General features: G+C 72.9%; 16 protein-coding genes. 10 read left to right on the top strand and 6 right to left on the bottom strand.

The features are described 5' to 3' along the window. Positions 1–90 precede the first annotated feature (90 nt). Positions 91–918 carry an NAD(P)H-binding protein gene (locus tag ACFQUZ_RS12830; protein ID WP_377441541.1) on the top strand — a complete coding sequence of 276 codons (828 nt, stop codon included), beginning with the start codon at positions 91–93 and terminating at the stop codon, positions 916–918. Between the two features lie 6 nt (positions 919–924). On the opposite strand, the gene ACFQUZ_RS12825 is transcribed toward ACFQUZ_RS12830, so the two are convergent. Further along, a complete protein-coding gene (locus ACFQUZ_RS12825) occupies positions 925–1752 on the bottom strand; it encodes an SGNH/GDSL hydrolase family protein (protein ID WP_377441539.1) in 828 nt (275 codons plus the stop codon). A 610-nt stretch (positions 1753–2362) separates the two neighbouring features. On the opposite strand from ACFQUZ_RS12825, the gene ACFQUZ_RS12820 reads away from it, so the two are divergent. From ACFQUZ_RS12820 to ACFQUZ_RS12805, 4 genes are all read left to right on the top strand, one after another. Then, complete coding sequence (locus ACFQUZ_RS12820; protein WP_377441537.1) at positions 2363–3760, top strand: hypothetical protein; 1398 nt, start codon at positions 2363–2365, stop codon at positions 3758–3760. 105 nt (positions 3761–3865) lie between these two features. Beyond that, positions 3866–5620, top strand: a complete 1755-nt coding sequence (locus ACFQUZ_RS12815) for a proline--tRNA ligase (protein ID WP_377441535.1) — start codon at positions 3866–3868, stop codon at positions 5618–5620. A 53-nt stretch (positions 5621–5673) separates the two neighbouring features. After that, positions 5674–6099, top strand: a complete 426-nt coding sequence (locus ACFQUZ_RS12810) for a CBS domain-containing protein (RefSeq protein ID WP_377441533.1) — start codon at positions 5674–5676, stop codon at positions 6097–6099. 56 nt (positions 6100–6155) lie between these two features. Further along, positions 6156–6605 (top strand): SufE family protein, encoded by a 450-nt coding sequence (locus ACFQUZ_RS12805; RefSeq protein WP_377441531.1) that lies wholly within the window; start codon positions 6156–6158, stop codon positions 6603–6605. A 117-nt stretch (positions 6606–6722) separates the two neighbouring features. Here the strand turns inward: ACFQUZ_RS12805 and ACFQUZ_RS12800 are convergent, their stop codons facing one another. Continuing rightward, positions 6723–7283, bottom strand: coding sequence for a YbaK/EbsC family protein (locus tag ACFQUZ_RS12800; RefSeq protein WP_377441529.1), 561 nt, complete (start codon positions 7281–7283; stop codon positions 6723–6725). Between the two features lie 165 nt (positions 7284–7448). Further along, entirely contained in the window at positions 7449–7643 is a 195-nt protein-coding gene (locus ACFQUZ_RS12795) for a hypothetical protein (RefSeq protein WP_377441527.1), read from the bottom strand. A gap of 107 nt (positions 7644–7750) precedes the next feature. Here ACFQUZ_RS12795 and ACFQUZ_RS12790 point away from each other — a divergent pair, with 107 nt between their 5' ends. Together ACFQUZ_RS12790 and ACFQUZ_RS12785 are read left to right on the top strand one after the other, a co-directional pair. Continuing rightward, the gene (locus tag ACFQUZ_RS12790) at positions 7751–8557 is read left to right on the top strand and encodes an alpha/beta fold hydrolase (RefSeq protein ID WP_377441525.1); all 807 of its coding nucleotides are present in this window, start codon (positions 7751–7753) and stop codon (positions 8555–8557) included. After that, positions 8550–9116 carry a TetR/AcrR family transcriptional regulator gene (locus ACFQUZ_RS12785; RefSeq protein WP_377441523.1) on the top strand — a complete coding sequence of 189 codons (567 nt, stop codon included), beginning with the start codon at positions 8550–8552 and terminating at the stop codon, positions 9114–9116. Before ACFQUZ_RS12790 ends, ACFQUZ_RS12785 begins: the two co-directional genes overlap by 8 nt. A gap of 5 nt (positions 9117–9121) precedes the next feature. Here ACFQUZ_RS12785 and ACFQUZ_RS12780 read toward each other — a convergent pair whose 3' ends face one another. After that, positions 9122–9781, bottom strand: coding sequence for a response regulator (locus tag ACFQUZ_RS12780; protein ID WP_377441521.1), 660 nt, complete (start codon positions 9779–9781; stop codon positions 9122–9124). After that, positions 9778–10902, bottom strand: coding sequence for a sensor histidine kinase (locus ACFQUZ_RS12775; RefSeq protein ID WP_377441519.1), 1125 nt, complete (start codon positions 10900–10902; stop codon positions 9778–9780). Before ACFQUZ_RS12775 ends, ACFQUZ_RS12780 begins: the two co-directional genes overlap by 4 nt. Before the next feature lie 171 nt (positions 10903–11073). Between ACFQUZ_RS12775 and ACFQUZ_RS12770 the strand changes: the two genes are divergently transcribed. Continuing rightward, a complete protein-coding gene (locus tag ACFQUZ_RS12770) occupies positions 11074–11508 on the top strand; it encodes a DUF6069 family protein (RefSeq protein ID WP_377441517.1) in 435 nt (144 codons plus the stop codon). Between the two features lie 136 nt (positions 11509–11644). Here the strand turns inward: ACFQUZ_RS12770 and ACFQUZ_RS12765 are convergent, their stop codons facing one another. After that, positions 11645–11908 carry a hypothetical protein gene (locus tag ACFQUZ_RS12765; protein WP_377441515.1) on the bottom strand — a complete coding sequence of 88 codons (264 nt, stop codon included), beginning with the start codon at positions 11906–11908 and terminating at the stop codon, positions 11645–11647. A 146-nt stretch (positions 11909–12054) separates the two neighbouring features. Here ACFQUZ_RS12765 and ACFQUZ_RS12760 point away from each other — a divergent pair, with 146 nt between their 5' ends. Both ACFQUZ_RS12760 and ACFQUZ_RS12755 read left to right on the top strand, forming a co-directional pair. Beyond that, a complete protein-coding gene (locus ACFQUZ_RS12760; protein ID WP_377441513.1) occupies positions 12055–16653 on the top strand; it encodes an HAD-IC family P-type ATPase in 4599 nt (1532 codons plus the stop codon). A gap of 245 nt (positions 16654–16898) precedes the next feature. Next, positions 16899–17516, top strand: coding sequence for a response regulator (locus ACFQUZ_RS12755; RefSeq protein WP_377441613.1), 618 nt, complete (start codon positions 16899–16901; stop codon positions 17514–17516). Positions 17517–17542: the final 26 nt, after the last annotated feature.

Raw genomic sequence — 17542 nt, 5'->3', positions numbered from 1 at the left:
GCCGGCGGCGCTGGCCGCCGGACGATCGGACATCCCCCGCGTACGACGAGCCATGGCCGCCCCCGCACCGCCGCCGGTTGACTGGCAACCATGACGACACACGCGGAATTGATACTGGTGCTGGGCGGGACGGGCAAGACCGGACGTCGACTGGTACGCGCGCTGCGGGGCTCCGGCCGGCCGGTCCGGGCGGCCTCGCGCTCCGGCGAGGTGCGGTTCGACTGGTCCGACCAGAGCACCTGGCCGGCCGCACTGGCCGGGGCGTCGGCCGTCTATCTGGTGGCCCCGGAGGATCCGGCCCTCGCCGAGCTTTTCGTGAAGCAGGCGACCGGGGCCGGTGTCGGCAGGTTCGTCGCGCTGTCCGGTCGGGGGATCGGGCAGGTCCCGGCGGACGCGTTCCCCGGCATGGTGGCCGCGGAACGGGCGGTACGGGACTCCGGCGCGCAATGGTCGATCATCCGAGCGAACAACTTCAACCAGAACTTCGACGAGGACCTGTGGCGGGATCCGCTGCGGGCCGGCCGGTTGGCCCTGCCGATGGGCCCGGTCCCGGAGCCGTTCGTCGACGTCCAGGACGTCGCGGATGTCGCCGCGGTCCTGCTCACCTCGGACGGTCACCACGGCCGGGTGTACGACCTCTCGGGCCCCCGATCGCTCACCTTCGCCGAGGCGGTGGCGACGATCGCCCGAGCCGCCGGTCGGCCCATCGAATACGTCGAACTGACCCCGGAGGAGTACCGGGTCGAGTTGCGGTCCGCCGGGTGGCCGGCGGAGGCCGTCGCGGGGCTCGACCTGATGTTCGCCGGGATGCGCGCCGGGCATCTGGCCGAACCCGCCGACGGGGTACGGCGGGTGCTCGGCCGCGAGCCCATCGACTTCGAGACCTACGCCGACCGGGCCGCCGCCGCCTGGCGGTGATCGGCGTCACTCCACCGGCGGCGCCGGGGCCGGTGCCGGTGCCGGTGCCGGGGCCGGGGCCGGGGCCACGTCGTCGAGCGGGCCGAGCAGCGGTCGCTTCGCGGTGACCGTGTCACCGGAGGACCGGCCGGTCAATCTCCGCTTGATCCACGGTGCCAGGTGTCGGCCGGCCCAGCGCAGGTCGGCCCGGCGGGCGGCGAGCCACGGGCTCGGCGCCGGTCGGGACGGCACCAGCAGCCAGTCCGGGTCGCTCTGGACGTCCAGCGCGGTGAGCACGTGCCCGGCCACCCGGCGGTGGCCGGCGGCCGACAGGTGCAGCCGGTCCTCGCTCCACAGCGCCGGGTTCAGGAACTCGTCGTCGGCGAACAGGTCGATCAACATCGCGCCGTGCCGCCCCGCGGCCTCGCCCACCGCCTGGTTCAACCGCGCCACCCGGGGCGCGACCAACCGCTGGCCGGGAAGCCGGGCCATCACGTCCGCGAACCGGAAGATCAGCACGTCCGCGCCGGTGGCCCGCAGCTCGGCCACCACCCGTTCGAAGCGGGCCACTAGGGCCTCCGCGTCGAAGCTGCGGCGCAGCACGTCGTTGCCGCCGGCGGCGAAGCTGACCAGGTCAGGCTTCATCGCCAGGGCGGCCGGCACCTGCTCGGCCACGACGTTGTCGAACAGCCGGCCCCGGATCGCCAGGTTCGCGTATCCGAAATCGGGCCCGGCGTCGACGGCCAGCCGGGTCGCGACCAGATCAGCCCACCCCCGGTAGGTCCCGTTCGGGTACGGGTCGTCCATGCCCTCGGTGAAGCTGTCCCCCACGGCCACGAAGCTGCGCCAGCGCACCTCGTCCTCCCGCTGTCTCGACGACGCCGCAACCTGTCTCGACGACGCCGCAATCTGTTCGGACGACGCCGCAACCTGTTCGGACGACGCCGCAACGGCAGATTCTGGCACGCCGGTCGATGACCCGACGGCCGGCGGAACCGGACGTGACCCGGACCGCACCCGAGGTCGGGCCTCCTACCCGGTCGCGCTGGCGGGGCACCGCGCGAGCGTGCCGGTCCGCATAATGTCGCGGACCCGACAGGCGCGTCCGTCACCTGTGGACGAGCGTCCGGAGCACGAACGAGGATCTGACATGACCGAGGGACCACCCTTCGTCCCCGCACCGAACCCCGCCATGCCGGCACCGACGGGCCAGCCCTCCAGCGGCCCACCGCCGTACGGGCCACCGGTCCAGGCCGCCCCGCCGGGGCCCTACGGACCACCGGCGCAGCGCGTTCCGGGTCCCTACGGCCCGCCGCCGTACCCGCCGTACCCGTCCGGCCCAGGGCAGCCCGGCCCAGGGCACCCCGGCCCGCACGGCCCGCTGCCGTACCCGGCCGGCCCAGGGCAGCCCGGCCCAGGGCACCCCGGCCCGTACGGCCCGCCCGGAGCGTACGGACCCCAGCCGATGGCCGCACCGCCCGGTGGGAAGTCCAAGCGCTGGTTGTGGATCACCCTGAGCGCGGTGCTCGCGGTTGCCCTGGTCTGCACCGGCTCGGCGTTCGGCCTGCGCTCCTACGTCAAGGGCAAGAACGACACCGCGGCGGCCGTCCGGTACGAGGAGAACAACCCGATCAAGCCGGAGGAGGTGAAGGACCTCATGGACGAGCGGACCAGGGCACTCAAGGACGGCGACGAAAACGCGTTCCTGGCCGCCTTCGACCCGGCCAACAAGAAACTGGTCGACCAGCAGCGCAACCTGTTCCGCAACCTCCGGAAGCTGCCGCTGGCCAAGGCCGGATTCCAGCAACGAGCCCTGGCGTCGCGCGTCGTCCTGCGGGACGTCAAGCCCGTGGGCGCCGGCTTCACCGTCGACTTCACGCTGTCCTTCGTGCACCAACTCGACGGGTACGACCGTCACCCGGTCGACGAGTTGTACACCTGGACGATCTTCCGGCCGGAGCGCGGCGCGCCCCTCACGGTCACCGCGGTCAAGGGTCACACCGGCGAGAAGCCGGAGGAGATGACCTATCACCCGGCGCCGTGGGACAAGTGGTCCACCATCCACGTCGAACGGACCGAGCACACCCTGTTCATCGTCGACGTGGCGCTGCGGGCGGAGGCGCAGCGCTACGCCCCGATCGCGGAACGGGCGGCGGCCGCCAACCTCGCCGCCTGGCAGTCCGCCGGGGTGCCCGGTGACGTGCCGAAAGGCTTCGTCATCTCGCTGGTCAAGGGTAAGAAAGGGCTGGCCACGCTCTACCGAACCACGAACAAGACCCCGCCCGAGTCCGGGTTCTCCTTCGGCGTGCCACAGTACGACGACATCGACCGGGAGGACGATGACTACGTCGTCGGCGGCAGCCGGGTGGTCATCGACGTCACCGATCGGTCGTTCTTCAGGGCGGGTGACCGCGAAGGACCCGCGGAGATCTTCCGGCACGAGCTGGCGCACTCACTCGCCCACGGCCTTACGAAGATCGGCAACGACGCGATCCTCTACCAGCAGGAGAAGTGGCTGGTCGAGGGCTTCGCCGAATACTTCGGGCACGAGCGCAAGTCGTGGACGACGAGTGACCGCGCCGCGTCCGGCCGCAGCCGGGTGCGGGCCACCAAGCTCGGGAACCTGCTGCTGCCCAACAACGTCGGATGGGATCGCGACGGCCGGACCAGCTACCACTACTGGTTGGGCCACTCGGCGGTCTCGTACATGGTGGAGAAGTACGGCGAGCGGAAGGCGTTCGAGGTGGTCGCCGAACACTACCGGGGCCAGTCACTGGAACAGGTGATGCCGAAGGTGCTCGGCCTGAAGTACTTCGACTTCGACCGGCAGTGGGCGGCCTACGTCAAGAGCAAGGTGGGCTGACCCGGGGCGGGGTCCCTCGGCCGGACACAGCCCCGTCGGGGGACCCTGAACCGGGCTCGGAGAAATCGCGTCGCCAGCCGCTCCGGCCCTCCGTAAGCTGCGGCAATGTTGCATCGGATGTCCACCTTGTTCCTTCGTACCTTGCGCGAGGACCCGGCGGACGCGGAGGTGCCGAGCCATCGGCTGCTGGTCCGCGCGGGGTACATCCGGCGCGCGGCGCCGGGCGGCTACACCTGGCTGCCGCTGGGCAAGCTGGTCCTCGACCGGGTGACCGAGGTGATCCGGGAGGAGCTGGCCGCGATCGGCGACCAGGAGGTGCACTTCCCGGCGTTGCTGCCGGCCGAGCCCTACCAGACGAGCGGCCGGTGGACCGAGTACGGCGACGACATCTTCACCTTCACCGACCGGCGGGGCGCGCCGCACCTGCTGGCACCCACCCACGAGGAACTGGCCGCGCTGCTGGTGCGCGACCTGTACTCGTCGTACCGGGACTTCCCGGTGACGATCTACCAGGTCCAGACCAAGTTCCGCGACGAGCCCCGGCCCCGCGCCGGGGTGCTGCGCGGCCGTGAGTTCCTGATGAAGGACGCGTACTCGTTCGACCTGGACGTCGCCGGGTTGCGGGCGGCGTACGACCGGCACCGGGTCGCGTACCAGCAGATCTTCGACCGGCTCGGGCTGAACTACACGACGGTGGCCGCGGTGTCCGGGGCGATGGGCGGGTCGGCCTCCGAGGAGTTCCTGGCCGCCACGCCGGTCGGCGAGGACACCTTCGTGGCCTGCACGACCTGCCACTACGCGGCAAACACCGAGGCGGTGGTCACGCCCGCGCCGACGGCCGGGGATCTCGACGCGCACCCGCCGGCCGAGGCGCACGACACGCCCGGCACACCCACCATCGCGTCGCTGGTGACCCTCGCGAACGACCGGCGGCTGGGCGGCCGCGACTCGTGGCGCGCGGCGGACGTGCTGAAGAACGTCGTGCTCTCCGTCCGTCGGCCCGGGGCCGCCGAGCCCGAGTTGCTGGTGATCGGGGTGCCGGGTGACCGGGAGGTGGATCTCAAGCGGGTGGCCGCGGTGCTGGCGCCGGCCACCGTGGACGTGTTCGACGACTTCGCCGCGCGTCCGGAGTTGGTGCGCGGCTACATCGGACCGCAGATCCTGGCCAAGCTGGGCATCCGCTACCTGGTGGATCCCCGGGTCGTGACCGGAACCGCCTGGTTGACCGGGGCGAACGAGCCGGACCGGCACGCCACCGACGTGGTCTGCGGACGGGACTTCGTCCCCGACGGCACGATCGAGGCCGCCGAGGTGCGGGCCGGTGACCCCTGCCCGGCGTGTGCCACCGGGTCGCTCACCATCCGCCGGGGCATCGAGGTCGGGCACATCTTCCAGCTCGGCCGCCGCTACACCGACGCCTTCGGGGTGGATGTGTCCGGGCCGGACGGTCGGCCGGTCCGCCCGCTGATGGGCTGCTACGGCATCGGCGTGTCTCGGCTGGTCGCGGCGATCGCCGAACAGCACCACGACGATCGTGGCCTCGCCTGGCCGGCGGCGGCCGCGCCGTGCGACGTACACGTCGTGGCGGTCGGCAAGGGTCCGCATCTCGACGCGGCCGTCGACCTGGCGACGGGCCTCGCCACCAACGGGCGACGGGTGCTGCTCGACGACCGCGCGCAGGTGTCGGCCGGGGTGAAGTTCGCCGACGCCGAGCTGATCGGCATCCCGCGCGTCGTCGTGGTCGGCCGTCGTTTCACCGAGGGGTACGTCGAGCTGCGCGACCGGCGCACCGGCGAACGGGACGACGTTGCTGTGTCGGATCTGACGTCCCGGTTGGATCCGCCGGTCGACCGGGTATGACGGTGGATGCCGGCGGTCCGATGCGCCGGCGCTTTCGGGATCGGGAGGCTCTCATGACTGCGCACCGGGTCAGCGACGTGATGACCAAGCAGGTGATCTACCTGTCCGCGGAAACTCCGCTGGACGAGGCCGCACAGGCCATGCGGGACGCTGACATCGGCGACGTGGTGGTCACCGACGGCGCCTCGATCATCGGCATGGTCACCGACCGGGACATCGTGGTGCGTGCCGTGGCGGAGCGGAGGGACGTGGGCGAGACCACGATCGGTTCGATCACCACCCGCGAGGTCGTGATGATCGAGCAGAGTTCGTCGGCCGCGGACGCCGCCACGCTGATGCGGGACCGGGGGGTACGCCGGGTGCTGGTCTGTGACGCCGACCGCCAGTTGGTCGGCATCGTCTCCCTGGGTGACCTGGCCATGCGGATGGACCCGGGGTCCACGCTCGGCGAGATCAGCGAACAACCTCCGAACAACTGAGTGGGGTTGCTGAGCTGCGAGACCGGCCGGCCACCGCCGGCGGTAGCCTGGCGGCCATGTCACACACGGCCACGCCACCGCCGGCCATGCCACCGAAGCTCGCCGAGATCGTCGACGAGTTCGCGTCCGCGCCCCGCGACGTCGTCCTGGAGATGCTGCTGGAGTATTCGGACGCCGTCCCGCCGCTGCCCGAGACGATGACCGACCGGGCCGGGATGGAGCAGGTGCCCGAGTGCCAGACGGCGTTCTTCCTGCGGGTCGAGGTGGCGGCGGACCGCACCGTCACCACCTGGTTCGACTGCCCGCCCGAGGCGCCCACCACCCGGGCCTTCGCCGGCATTCTCGCCGAGGGGCTGACCGGAGCGGGCGCGGACCAGGTGCTGGCCGTGCCGGACGACCTCTACCAGCGGATGGGCCTGGCCCAGGCGATCAGTCCGCTGCGGGTACGCGGCGGCACCGCCATCCTCGCCCGATTGAAGCGGCAGGTACGCGAACAGATCGGCTGAGCGGAATGTTTCACGTGCAACAACATCGATAACCGTCCCCCCGCCCGACCATCTTCGTCGCGTTGATCAAGAGGTTCGCGTCACGAGAAAGCCCTGTCGATGACGCGAACCTCTTGATCAACGCGACTCTGTCGGGCGGGCCAGGCCGTCGACCACTCTCGCGTTGGGGAGCACGCCGAGGGCTGGACCGGGCAGCACCACCTTGCTGTGCCGAACCCCCGACCCGACGACCACGTGCGGCACGGCGACCACCCGCGCGTCGACCAGGATCGGCCATTCGTCGGGCAGGCCGATCGGGGTGATCCCGCCGTACTCCATGCCGGTCAGTTCGACGGCTTCCGCCATCGGCGCGAAGCTGGCCTTGCGGACGTCGAGCAGCCGGCGCACCGTCCCATTGACGTCGGCGCGGGTGGTGGCGAGCACGACACAGGCCGCGTACCGGACGGCACCCTCGCGCTTGCCGGCCACCACGACGCAGTTGGCCGAGACGTCCAGGCCGATGTCGTACGCCGCGCAGAAGGCGGCGGTGTCGGCGAGCGTGGCGTCGATCGGCGCCACGAGGACGTCGTCGGGCTCGATCGGGGCGTCGTCGGGCCACTGCCCGAGCACCTCGTGCACGGCAGTGGCCAGCAGGTCCGGCCGGCCGAGCGCCGGTTCGGTCTTGAGGGTGCCCAGCATGTCCGAGATCATCTCACCGGAACCCGGTCTCCGCACCCCTACCGGTGGCCCGCCGGCCGGCACCAGGGAACACCGGGCCGGACCCCTACCGGTGGCCCGCCGACCGGCACCGGGTGACACCGAGCCGGCACCGGGGAACACGCCGGCCGAAGCGTTGGGCGCCGGTCAGCCGCCGGCGAGGTAGGCGTTCTCCTGGATGAACGTGCGTTCCTGGAGGGCGGCCCGCCGCTCGGCGAGCAGCACCTCCCGGCGGTGCCGTTCGACGTCCTGGATGGCGTGCCGGACGGCGAACCGGATCACGCCGTACAGGAAGACGAATCCCGCGGTGTACAGGATGACGGTGGCAACCAGTGCGAGCATGTCGCCACGGTATGACCCGCGCTGGCACGAAAAGCTCTCACTTCCGGCTGGTTCCCCCGTACGTGTCCGGGTTGACAATTCTAGCTAATGCTATTAGCTTTGCGGCTATGACAACTAGCTACCTCGATCGTGGCGCCGGTCGCATCGCCTACGACGTCCAGGGTGCCGGCCCGCTGGTGGTCGCCGTACCCGGCATGGGGATCCTGCGCTCGGTCTACCGGTTCACCGTCCCGGTGCTGGTCGAGGCCGGCTACCGGGTCGCCACCATGGACCTGCGGGGGCACGGCGACAGCGACGACGGCTTCGACGCGTACGACGACGAGGCCCTGGCCACCGACATTGCCGCACTGATCGAGCACCTCGGCGGGCCGGCGGCCGTGATCGGCGACTCGATGGGCGCGGGCGCCGCGGTGATCGCGGCGGCCGAGCGCCCGGAGCTGGTCACCGGGCTGGCCCTGATGGGCCCCTGGGTCCGGCAGCCGAAGGCCAGCCCGGTGATGAACCTGCTGCTGCGGGCCGCGCTTGTCAAACCGTGGGGCCCGGCCTTCTGGAAGTCCTACCACGCCAGCCTCTACCCGGGTCGCAAGCCGGCCGACTTCGCCGACGAGGAGGCCCGGATCATGGCCAGCCTGCGGCGCGGCGACCACTGGTGCTCGTTCGTGCGCACCTCCCGGACCAGTCACGCCCCCGTCGAGCGCCGACTCGGCCGGGTGCAGGCGCCTACCCTGGTGGTGATGGGTGAGAAGGACCGGGACTGGCCGGACGCCCCCGCCGAGGGCCGGTTCGCCGCCGAGCGGCTGCGCGGCGAACTGCTGCTGGTGCCCGACGCCGGGCACTACCCGATGGCCGAATATCCCGAGGTGGTCAACCCGGTGCTCACGCCGTTCCTGGACCGGGTGCACGGGCGTGCCTAGGGCCGGCCTGACGTCCGACATCGTGGTGGCCGAGGCGGCCCGGCTCGCCGACGAGGTCGGACTGGACCGGCTCACCCTGGCCGCGGTCGCCCAGCAACTCGGCGTGGCGCTGCCCAGCCTCTACAAACACATCCGCGGCATGGACGCGCTGCACCAGCAACTCGCGATCCGGGCCCTCGACGAGTTCACGGCCACGATCACCGAGGCCGCCGTCGGCAGGTCCGGTTCCGACGCGCTCCGCGCGATGGCGCACGCCTACCGGGCGTACGCACGCCGCCGGCCCGGCGGATACGCCGCCGCCCAGCGCGCCCCCGACCCGGCCGACACCGAACACGCCGCCGCCGGCGAACGCGCGGTGCGGGTCATCTTCGCGGTCCTCGCCGGGTACGGCCTGGCGGGTGACCGGCTCGTCGACGCCACCCGCAGCCTGCGCAGCACCCTGCACGGGTTCGTGTCGCTGGAGGCGGCGGGCGGGTTCGGACTGCCCCGGGATGTCGACCGGACGTACGACCGGCTCGTCGACATGCTCGACCGCGCGCTGCGCACCTGGCCGGACTGACGGACTCAACTCGACGGCTTCACCAGGCCGGCGTCGTACGCGAAGACGACGGCCTGGATCCGGTCCCGCAGGCCGAGCTTGGCGAGGATGGCCGACAGGTGCGTCTTGACGGTCGCCTGGCTCACGTACAACCGCTCGGCGATCTCGGCGTTGGACAGCGCGCGGGCGACGAGTGTGAGCACCTCCACCTCGCGCGGGGTCAGGTCGGCCAACCGCGGCGCCGAGGTCTGCGGGCCGGGCAGCCGCTCGGCGAACCGGTCCAGCAGCCGTCGGGTCACCGTGGGGGCGAGCAACGCCTCACCCCGGGCCACCACCCGGATCGCCTCGACCAGATCCGCCGGCCGGGTGTCCTTCAGCAGGAACCCGCTCGCGCCGGCCCGCAACGCCGCGTACACCGGCTCGTCGAGGTCGAACGTGGTGAGCATGACGATCCGGGCCGGATGTCCCGACCGGACCAACCGGCGGGTCGCCTCGATGCCGTCCAGCCGCGGCATCCGGACGTCCATCAACACCACGTCCGGCCGGGTGCGCTCGGCCACCGCGATCGCCGACAACCCGTCGCCGGCCTCGCCGACGACCGCCATGTCGTCACGCGCGTCCACGATCATCGCGAGGCCGCCACGGACCAGCTCCTGGTCGTCGGCGAGCAGCACGCGAATGGTCACGAGATCCCCTCCACGGGTAGCTGGGCGGACACCCGGAAGCCGCCACCGGGCATCGGGCCGGCCTCCAGGGTGCCACCGACCGACCGGGCCCGCTCCCGCATGCCGACGAGGCCGTGCCCCCCGCCGGCCGCCGCGGACCAGCCGCCGCTCGCGCCGCCCCCGTCGAGGGCGCCGTCGTCGACCACCTCCAGCTCCAGCGCAGCCGGCCCGTAGCGGAGCAGGACGTCGGCCCGGGTGGCGTGCGCGTGCCGCAGGGTGTTCGTCAGGGACTCCTGCACGATCCGGTACGCCGACAGCTCGACCCCGTCCGGCAGGATCGTGTCCGGGCCCTCCCGGCGCACGGTCACCCGCAGCCCGGCAGCCCGCACCGACGCGGCCAGGGCGTCCAGCTCGGCGAGGCGCGGCTGCGGTGCCGGCGCCGGCTCGTCATCGGCGGTCTCCGGGGCCAGCGTGTTCAGCATCGTCCGCAGCTCGGCCAGCGCCGACCGGGCGGACGTCTGGATGGTGTCGAGCGCCGCCCGGGCCCGGTCCGGTCGGCGGTCGAAGACGTCCTGCGCACCGGCCGCCTGCACCGCGATCACGGCGACGTGGTGGGCCACCACGTCGTGCAGTTCGCGGGAGATCCGTTCCCGCTCGGTGGCCACGATGCGTCGCCGTTCCTCGTGTCGACGGTGGGCCTGGCCACGCTGCAACTCGCCGACCGCCCAGGAGAAGGCCAGCCCGACGGCCGCGAGCAAGGCGTCCCGCCAGTCACCGGTGAGCAGCTTCACGGGGGTCGGCAGGAGCAACCCGATCAACACTGGCAGGGAGACCCGGGGCGGTCGCAACCGAGCCAGGTAGGTAAGCGGTACGAAGATCAATCCGAGCCAGGCGAGGTTTGGACTGAGGATCTCCAACCCGACGCCGGCGAGCACGGCGACGGCCATGGCGCGCAGCGGCCACCGGCGGAACCACAGCAACGTACCGGCCTGGACCGCCGCCAGGGCGACGACAAGTGCCGCCTCGACGGGACGGCGGGTGCCGTCCGGTGCCGTGGACACCACGAGCAGCACGGTGCCGAAGACGACCGCGGCGATCGCGCCGTCGATCATCATCAACAGCCGGGCCAGCCTGGAACGCATGCTCCGGATGGTATTTGTCCCGTCCGCCGCCGCTCATCGGTCGCCAGACGGAGATCCGGGGGTACGGGCCCAGTCCTCACGAACGAGACGAGGACCGATCAGTGGGCCGATCCGCCAGGCCCACCGCACTCCTAGCGTTGCCAGGGAACCGAACAGATGGAGGTGCCGCACATGTCCGTACCGACCCAGGGGACGTCCGCCCCGACCACGCAGACCCGGCCCGAGCGGCGACGTGTCCGACGGGTGCTGGCGGTCCTCGCCGCGACCGGCGCGACCCTGGCCTTCTGGGCGTTCATCGTCCCGTTCGCCGGAACGGACCTGGTGGCTCGACCCGGTGGCACGGAGCGGACCATCGGGCCGGCGTCCGTGGTGGTCGCGACCGCACTGGCCGGGCTGGCCGGCTGGGCGCTGCTGGCCCTGCTCGAACGGTTCACCGGCCGGGCCCGGGCGATCTGGACCGGCGTGGCGCTCGTCGTGCTGGCGTTGTCCCTGCTCACCGGACCGCTCAGTGGCGTCGACACCGCCGCCAAACTGTCCCTGGTGTCCCTGCACCTGGTCGCCGGGGCGGTGCTCATCCCGACGCTGCGCGGCACCGCACGGAACTGACCGACGCGGCGGCCCGGACTGGCGGTTTCGCCCCGCCCGGGTGCTCGGCGGCCCGGCGGCGGTTCACCCCGCCAGTCCGACGGCGCCCGGCACACCGGTGGTGCCCGGCACGGGGCGGGCACCACCGGTGCCGGTGTCAGGCCGTTTCCAGCGCCTCGCCGACTCCCCGCGCGAGCCCTGACAGGTGTTGGTCGGCCAGCAGATGACCGGCGGTGATCACCAACGCGAGCGGCCATTCGATCACCTGGAGCGCGGTGAGCACCCCGATTCCCGCGTAGTAGGCGATCTTGTCCGGCGGCGGCACGGCCACTGTGCCGAGCACCGGCAACTCGACCTGTCTGGTGGCGCGGCGCATGGCGGTGATCGAGGCCGGGGCGCTCATTCCGGTTATCGCGGTCATCGTTCCTCCCCAGAATCCGACGACCCCGCGGTATTCCACCGGGACCATCGTCCATGCCCGCCGAGGGGCGGAAATTCGCCCGGGTACGGGCGGCATAGGGCGGCCGACGACGGGAAAGCCGGGCGATCAGACATCGGGGAGGCGGCATGGCGTACCGGGTGCCCGGGCCGTCCTGGCTTCCGGACCTGGTCACCGGCGTTTCCCGAAGTACCGGCGCGGCCGTGTCCCGGGCGGCGCGCGCGGCCGGGCTGAACGGCCGGGGCGTCTGGTCAAGGCCCGGCCGGCACCACATCGAGGTACGCGGCGTGTCGCAGGCCGGCGGCGAGCGACTGGCCCGGCAGGTGGAACGGGCGCTGGCCGCCCTGCCCGGCGTGGCCTGGGCCCGGGTCAACGGCCCGTCCGGTCGGGTGGTGGTCGCGGTGACCCCGCGCGGGCCACGGCTCCGCGACCTGATGGCCACCATCGCCACCGTCGAACGACGCGACGGACTGGTTCCGGACCCGGACTGCGAGCCGCCCCATCCGCCGGAGGAGGGGCCCCGCACCAAGCGGGCGGTCTCCGCCATCGCCGCCGACGCGCTCGGCCTCACGCTCGCCGCCGCGTCCAGGGTGCTGCCGTTCACCCGGGTGCCCGGCGAGGCGGCCAACCTGATAAACGTGGTGGACCTACATCCGCGATTGCACGAGATCGCCGGCAAGGGGCTCCGACCGGATCGGGCGAACTCCCTGTTTCCGCTGGTGGAGGCACTGGTCCAAGGGCTCGCGGGCGGGTGGGCGGGCACCGCGCTGGACGCCGGTCAACGCCTCCTGCAGTGGAGCGAGGCGCGCGCCCAACTCGCCGCCTGGAACGAGGCAGAGCCGGACCTGGCCGGCACCCCGGACCGGGCGGCGGCCCCGCCGTGCCCGGACGACCGACCACTGCGCAAACCCGACGGCCCGGTCGAGCGGTACGCCGGCCGGATCCTGGCCGCCGGTGGGGTGGCCGCCGCCGCGCTGACGCCGCTCGTGGGCGGCAAACGGGCGGCGGCGGTCGGGTTGGCTGCCATGCCCAAGGCGGGTGCCACCGGTCGGGAGGGGTACGCCGCCCGCCTCGGTCGGACACTGGCCCACCGGGGCGTGATCGCGATGGAGCGCGGGGTGCTGCGCGAACTGGACCGGATCGACACCCTACTGCTGGACGAGTCGGTGCTGCGCGGCGACCGGAGCGGACTGACCGAGCTGGTTCCGCTGCCGGGCACCGACGCCGAGCAGGTGGCCACCCGGGCGTTCGGGCTGTTCCGCCCAGCCGACCCGGCCGAGGTGGCGACGGACGACGGCTGGCGTCTGGGTCCGCTGGACCGGTTGTCGCTGCGCGGCCGGACCGGGGAGCGGGAGGCACGCCGGCTCGGCCACGACGGTGGCACCGTGTTGGGGCTCGCCGAGGGAGAGCGGCTGGCGGCCGTACTCCGGACCGAGCCGGAACCGGCCCCGGGGGCCGAGGCGCTGATGATGGCCGCCCGGCGCGCCGGCCTGCGGGTCCTGGTGGCCGGGGAGGCCGACGAGCGGTACGCCATGCCGGCGAGCCGGGTTCCCGGTGGCGAGCGGCTGCTGGCGTCGGTACGCCGACTGCAACGCGACGGGGCCACGGTGATGCTGGTGTCCGGCGACGGCCGGGCGCTCGGCGCCGCCGACTGCGGGTTGGGCGTCTGGCGGCGGGGCGACCGGCCGCCGTGGGGGGCACACCTGTTGATCGGCCCCGACCTGGAGGTGGCGTCACTGGTCGTGGACGCGGCCGGACTGGCCCGCCAGGTGGCCCGGCAGAGCATCCGGCTGTCCGCCGCCGGCACCGGGGTGGGGGCGCTCGCGGCGCTCACGGCGACGCCCCGCCGGCTGCCGCAGTTGTCCGTGGACGCGGTAAACGCGGCGGCCGGGATATCCCTGCTCAACGGCATGTGGCGGGCGCACAAGCTGCCGGACCGGCCGCGCGAGACGGCCCGGCCGGTGGTGCCGTGGCACCTGATGCCGGTGCCCGTGGTGCTCGACCACCTGCGCGCCCGCCCCGAGGGTTTGACCACCGACGACGTACGTGGACGGGCCCGGCGCGACGTGGACCGGAACGGGCCGCTGGGCCTGCGCCAGGCGTTCGTGGAGGAGCTGGCGAACCCGTTGACGCCGGTGCTGGCGGGTGGCGCGGCGCTGTCCGCCGCGGTCGGCTCGCCGGTCGACGCCGGTCTGGTCGGCGGCGTCATCGGGGTGTCCGCGCTGGTCGGCGCCACGCAACGGGTACGTACCGAACGTGCGCTTGCCGAGTTGTTGTCCCGATCGGCGGTGACCGCGACGGTGCGCCGCGACGGGACCGAGCGGGTGGTGTCGGCCGACGACCTGGTGCCGGGCGACATCGTGCTGCTCGGGCCGGGTGACGCGGTGCCCGCCGACTGCCGGTTGATCGAGGCGGACGCGGTGGAGGCCGACGAGTCGTCGCTGACCGGGGAGTCGCTGCCGGTGCCGAAGGCTCCCCCGCCGGTGGTGGCCGCCGCGGTGGCCGACCGCTCGTCGATGCTGTACGAGGGCACCACGGTCGCCGCCGGCCGGGCCACCGGCGTGGTGGTGGCCGTGGGGGCGGACACGGAGGTCGGTCGCAGCATGGCGCTGGCCCGGGAGGCGCCGCCGAGTAGCGGGGTGGAGCAGCGGTTGACCGGGCTCACCCGCACCGCCGTACCGTTGGCGGTCGCCTCCGCCGTCTCGGTGGCCGGCGCCGGGCTGCTGCGTGGCGTACCCCTGGGGGAGTCGGCGGCGACCGCCGCGAACCTGGCTGTGGCGTCGGTGCCGGAGGGGCTGCCGTTCCTGGTCGGGGCGGCGCAGCTGGCCGCGGCCCGGCGGCTGGCCGAGCACGGCGCCCTGGTGCGCAACCCGCGCACCATCGAGGCGCTGGGCCGGGTGGACGTGCTGTGTTTCGACAAGACCGGCACCCTCACCGAGGGCCGGTTGCGGCTCGTCGGGGTCGGTGACGGCCGGCGGTACGCGAGCCTGGCGGATCTCGACGCGGGGCTGCGGGGTGTCCTCGCGGCGGCGATCCGGGCTACCCCGCAGGTCGACTCCCTTGACGAGTTGTCGGGGCAGACCGACCGCGCGGTGGTCGAGGGCGCCCGGGGGGCCAGGGTCGAGGTGGCTACCGGATGCCCCGGCTGGCGGGCGGCGGAGTCGCTGCCGTTCGAGCCGTCCCGGGGTTACCACGCGACGGCGGGCAACGGCCCGGACGGGTTCCGGTTGGACGTGAAGGGTGCTCCCGAGCGGATCCTGCCGCGCTGCCGGCGGGCCCTGCGGGACGGACGTGCCGAGCCGCTGGACGACGACGGCCACCGGCGCCTGGCCGAGGCACTGGACGAGTTGGCCGGTGGGGGGCACCGGGTGCTGGCGGTGGCGCAACGGTCGCTGCCCGCCGGGGACGTGACCGACGCGGCGGTCGACGAGTTGACCTTCCTGGGTTTCCTGGCGATCGCCGACGGCGTACGGGCCAGCGCGGCGCCGGCGGTCCGCCGGATCCGGCACGCGGGCGTGCACACCATCATGATCACCGGGGACCATCCGGCGACCGCGGCGGCCATCGCGTCCATCATCGGGGCGGACGACGAGCGGCAGCGAGTGGTCACCGCGACCGAACTGGACACGCTGGACGACGACGCGGTGGCCGAGACGATGATGCGGACCGACGTGGTGGCCCGCTGCACGCCGGCCCACAAGGTACGCATCATCCAGGCGTTGCAGCGGTGCGGCCGGACGGTGGCGATGACCGGGGATGGCGCCAACGACGCGCCGGCCATCCGGCTGGCCGATGTCGGCATCGCGCTCGGTCAGCGAGGCACCCCGGCCGCCCGGGCGGCGGCCGACCTGGTGGTCACCGACGACAAGCTGGAGACCATCATCGCCACCCTGGTCGAGGGCCGGGCCATGTGGTCGTCGGTGCGGCACGCGCTGAGCATCCTGGTCGGCGGCAACCTCGGCGAGATCGCGTTCAGTGTGCTGTCGGCCGCGGTGACCGGCCGATCGGCGCTCAACGGCCGGCAGTTGTTGCTTGTCAACCTGCTCACCGATCTGGCGCCGGCGATGGCCATCGCGGTACGTCCGCCGCACGCCTCGGGCGGTGACGAGTTGCTCGCCGAGGGGCCGGACACCTCGCTGGGCGCCACCCTGCAACGGGAGATGGCGCTGCGGGCTGCCGCGACCACGCTCGGCGCCACCACCGGATGGACCATCGCCCGGTTCACCGGCACCCAGCGCCGGGCCAGCACGGTGGCGCTGGCGTCGCTGATCGGCAGTCAACTCGGCCAGACGGTGTTGGCCGGCGGGGCGAGCCCACCGGTGCTGCTGGCCACCGGCGCCTCGGTGGCCACCCTCGCCGCGATCGTGCAGACCCCCGGGCTCAGCCACTTCTTCGGGTGTACGCCGCTGGGGCCGGTCGGCTGGTCGATCGCGGCCGGTAGCGCGGTCAGCGCCACGCTGGCAAACTCCACCCTCGGCCGGCGGGTGGCCCGGCTCACGCTTCACGAATCGGACGGTTCCGCACCCGCGGAGGACGCCGACGCCGGCTCGGTGGCCGACGCTTACCACGGCGGCCGAACCCCCGACGACGGCGGTTTGGCCGACGACGCCCGCTCGCCCGACAGCGCCGCCCGAACCCCCGACAACCCCCGCTCGCCCGACGGTCCCGAATCGACCGACGGCCCTGGACCGTCCCGCAACCGCGCGAAGATCACGCAGGATCCCTAATGTAGGGGCCTCGGCCTGCCTCCGAAGCCCCTACATCACGGATCGAGGGCGATCTTGCGTCCTGTGCCGGGGTGGCCGGACGGTCGGCGTCCCCGGTCTCTTACGCTGGCCCCATGCCGACCCAGGGGTCTGCCAACGGAGCCGACACCGGGCCCACCAACGGAGCCGACACCGACGTCCGTGTCGAGACGCCCGTCCGGGTAGTCATCGTCGACGACCAGGTGCTGGTGCGTACCGGCTTCCGAATGGTGCTCGACGCCCAGCCGGACATCGAGGTGGTGGGCGAGGCCGGCGACGGCGCCGAGGCGTTGCGGTTGCTCGCGCGTACCCCGGCCGAGGTGGTGGTTATGGACATCCGGATGCCGGTGATGGACGGTGTGCAGGCCACCCGGCAGCTCGTCGCAAGCGGCTCGGACGCGCCCCGGGTGTTGGTGCTCACCACGTTCGACACGGACGCCGACGCGTTCGCCGCGTTGCAGGCCGGGGCCAGCGGATTCTTGCTCAAGAATGTCCCACCGGAGGAACTGATCGCCGCCATCCGGGTGGTCGCCGCCGGAGAGTCGGTGGTGGCGCCCCGGATCACCCGGCGGCTGCTGGACCGGTTCGCCGACCAACTGGTGCCGGCCGGCGGCGTCGATCCCGCCACCGACCCGCTACCCGGCCTCACCGAGCGGGAACGCGAGGTGCTGCTGCTGGTGGCGCAGGGGCTGTCCAACCTGGAGATCGCACAGCGGATCTACGTGGCGGAGACCACGGTGAAGACGCACGTCGGGCGAATCCTCACCAAGCTCGGCCTGCGCGACCGGGTGCAGATCGTAGTACTCGCGTACGAAAAAGGACTGATCCGCCCAAGCCGCCCCTAACCCCTACCCTCGCCCTCCCGCCTTCC

Source organism: Plantactinospora sp. GCM10030261 (assembly GCF_042666615.1).
In the GTDB taxonomy this organism is placed as follows: Bacteria; Actinomycetota; Actinomycetes; order Mycobacteriales; family Micromonosporaceae; genus KBS50.
The sequence above is the reverse complement of the archived record's forward strand: the minus strand, read 5'-3'. Positions and strand labels throughout refer to the sequence as shown.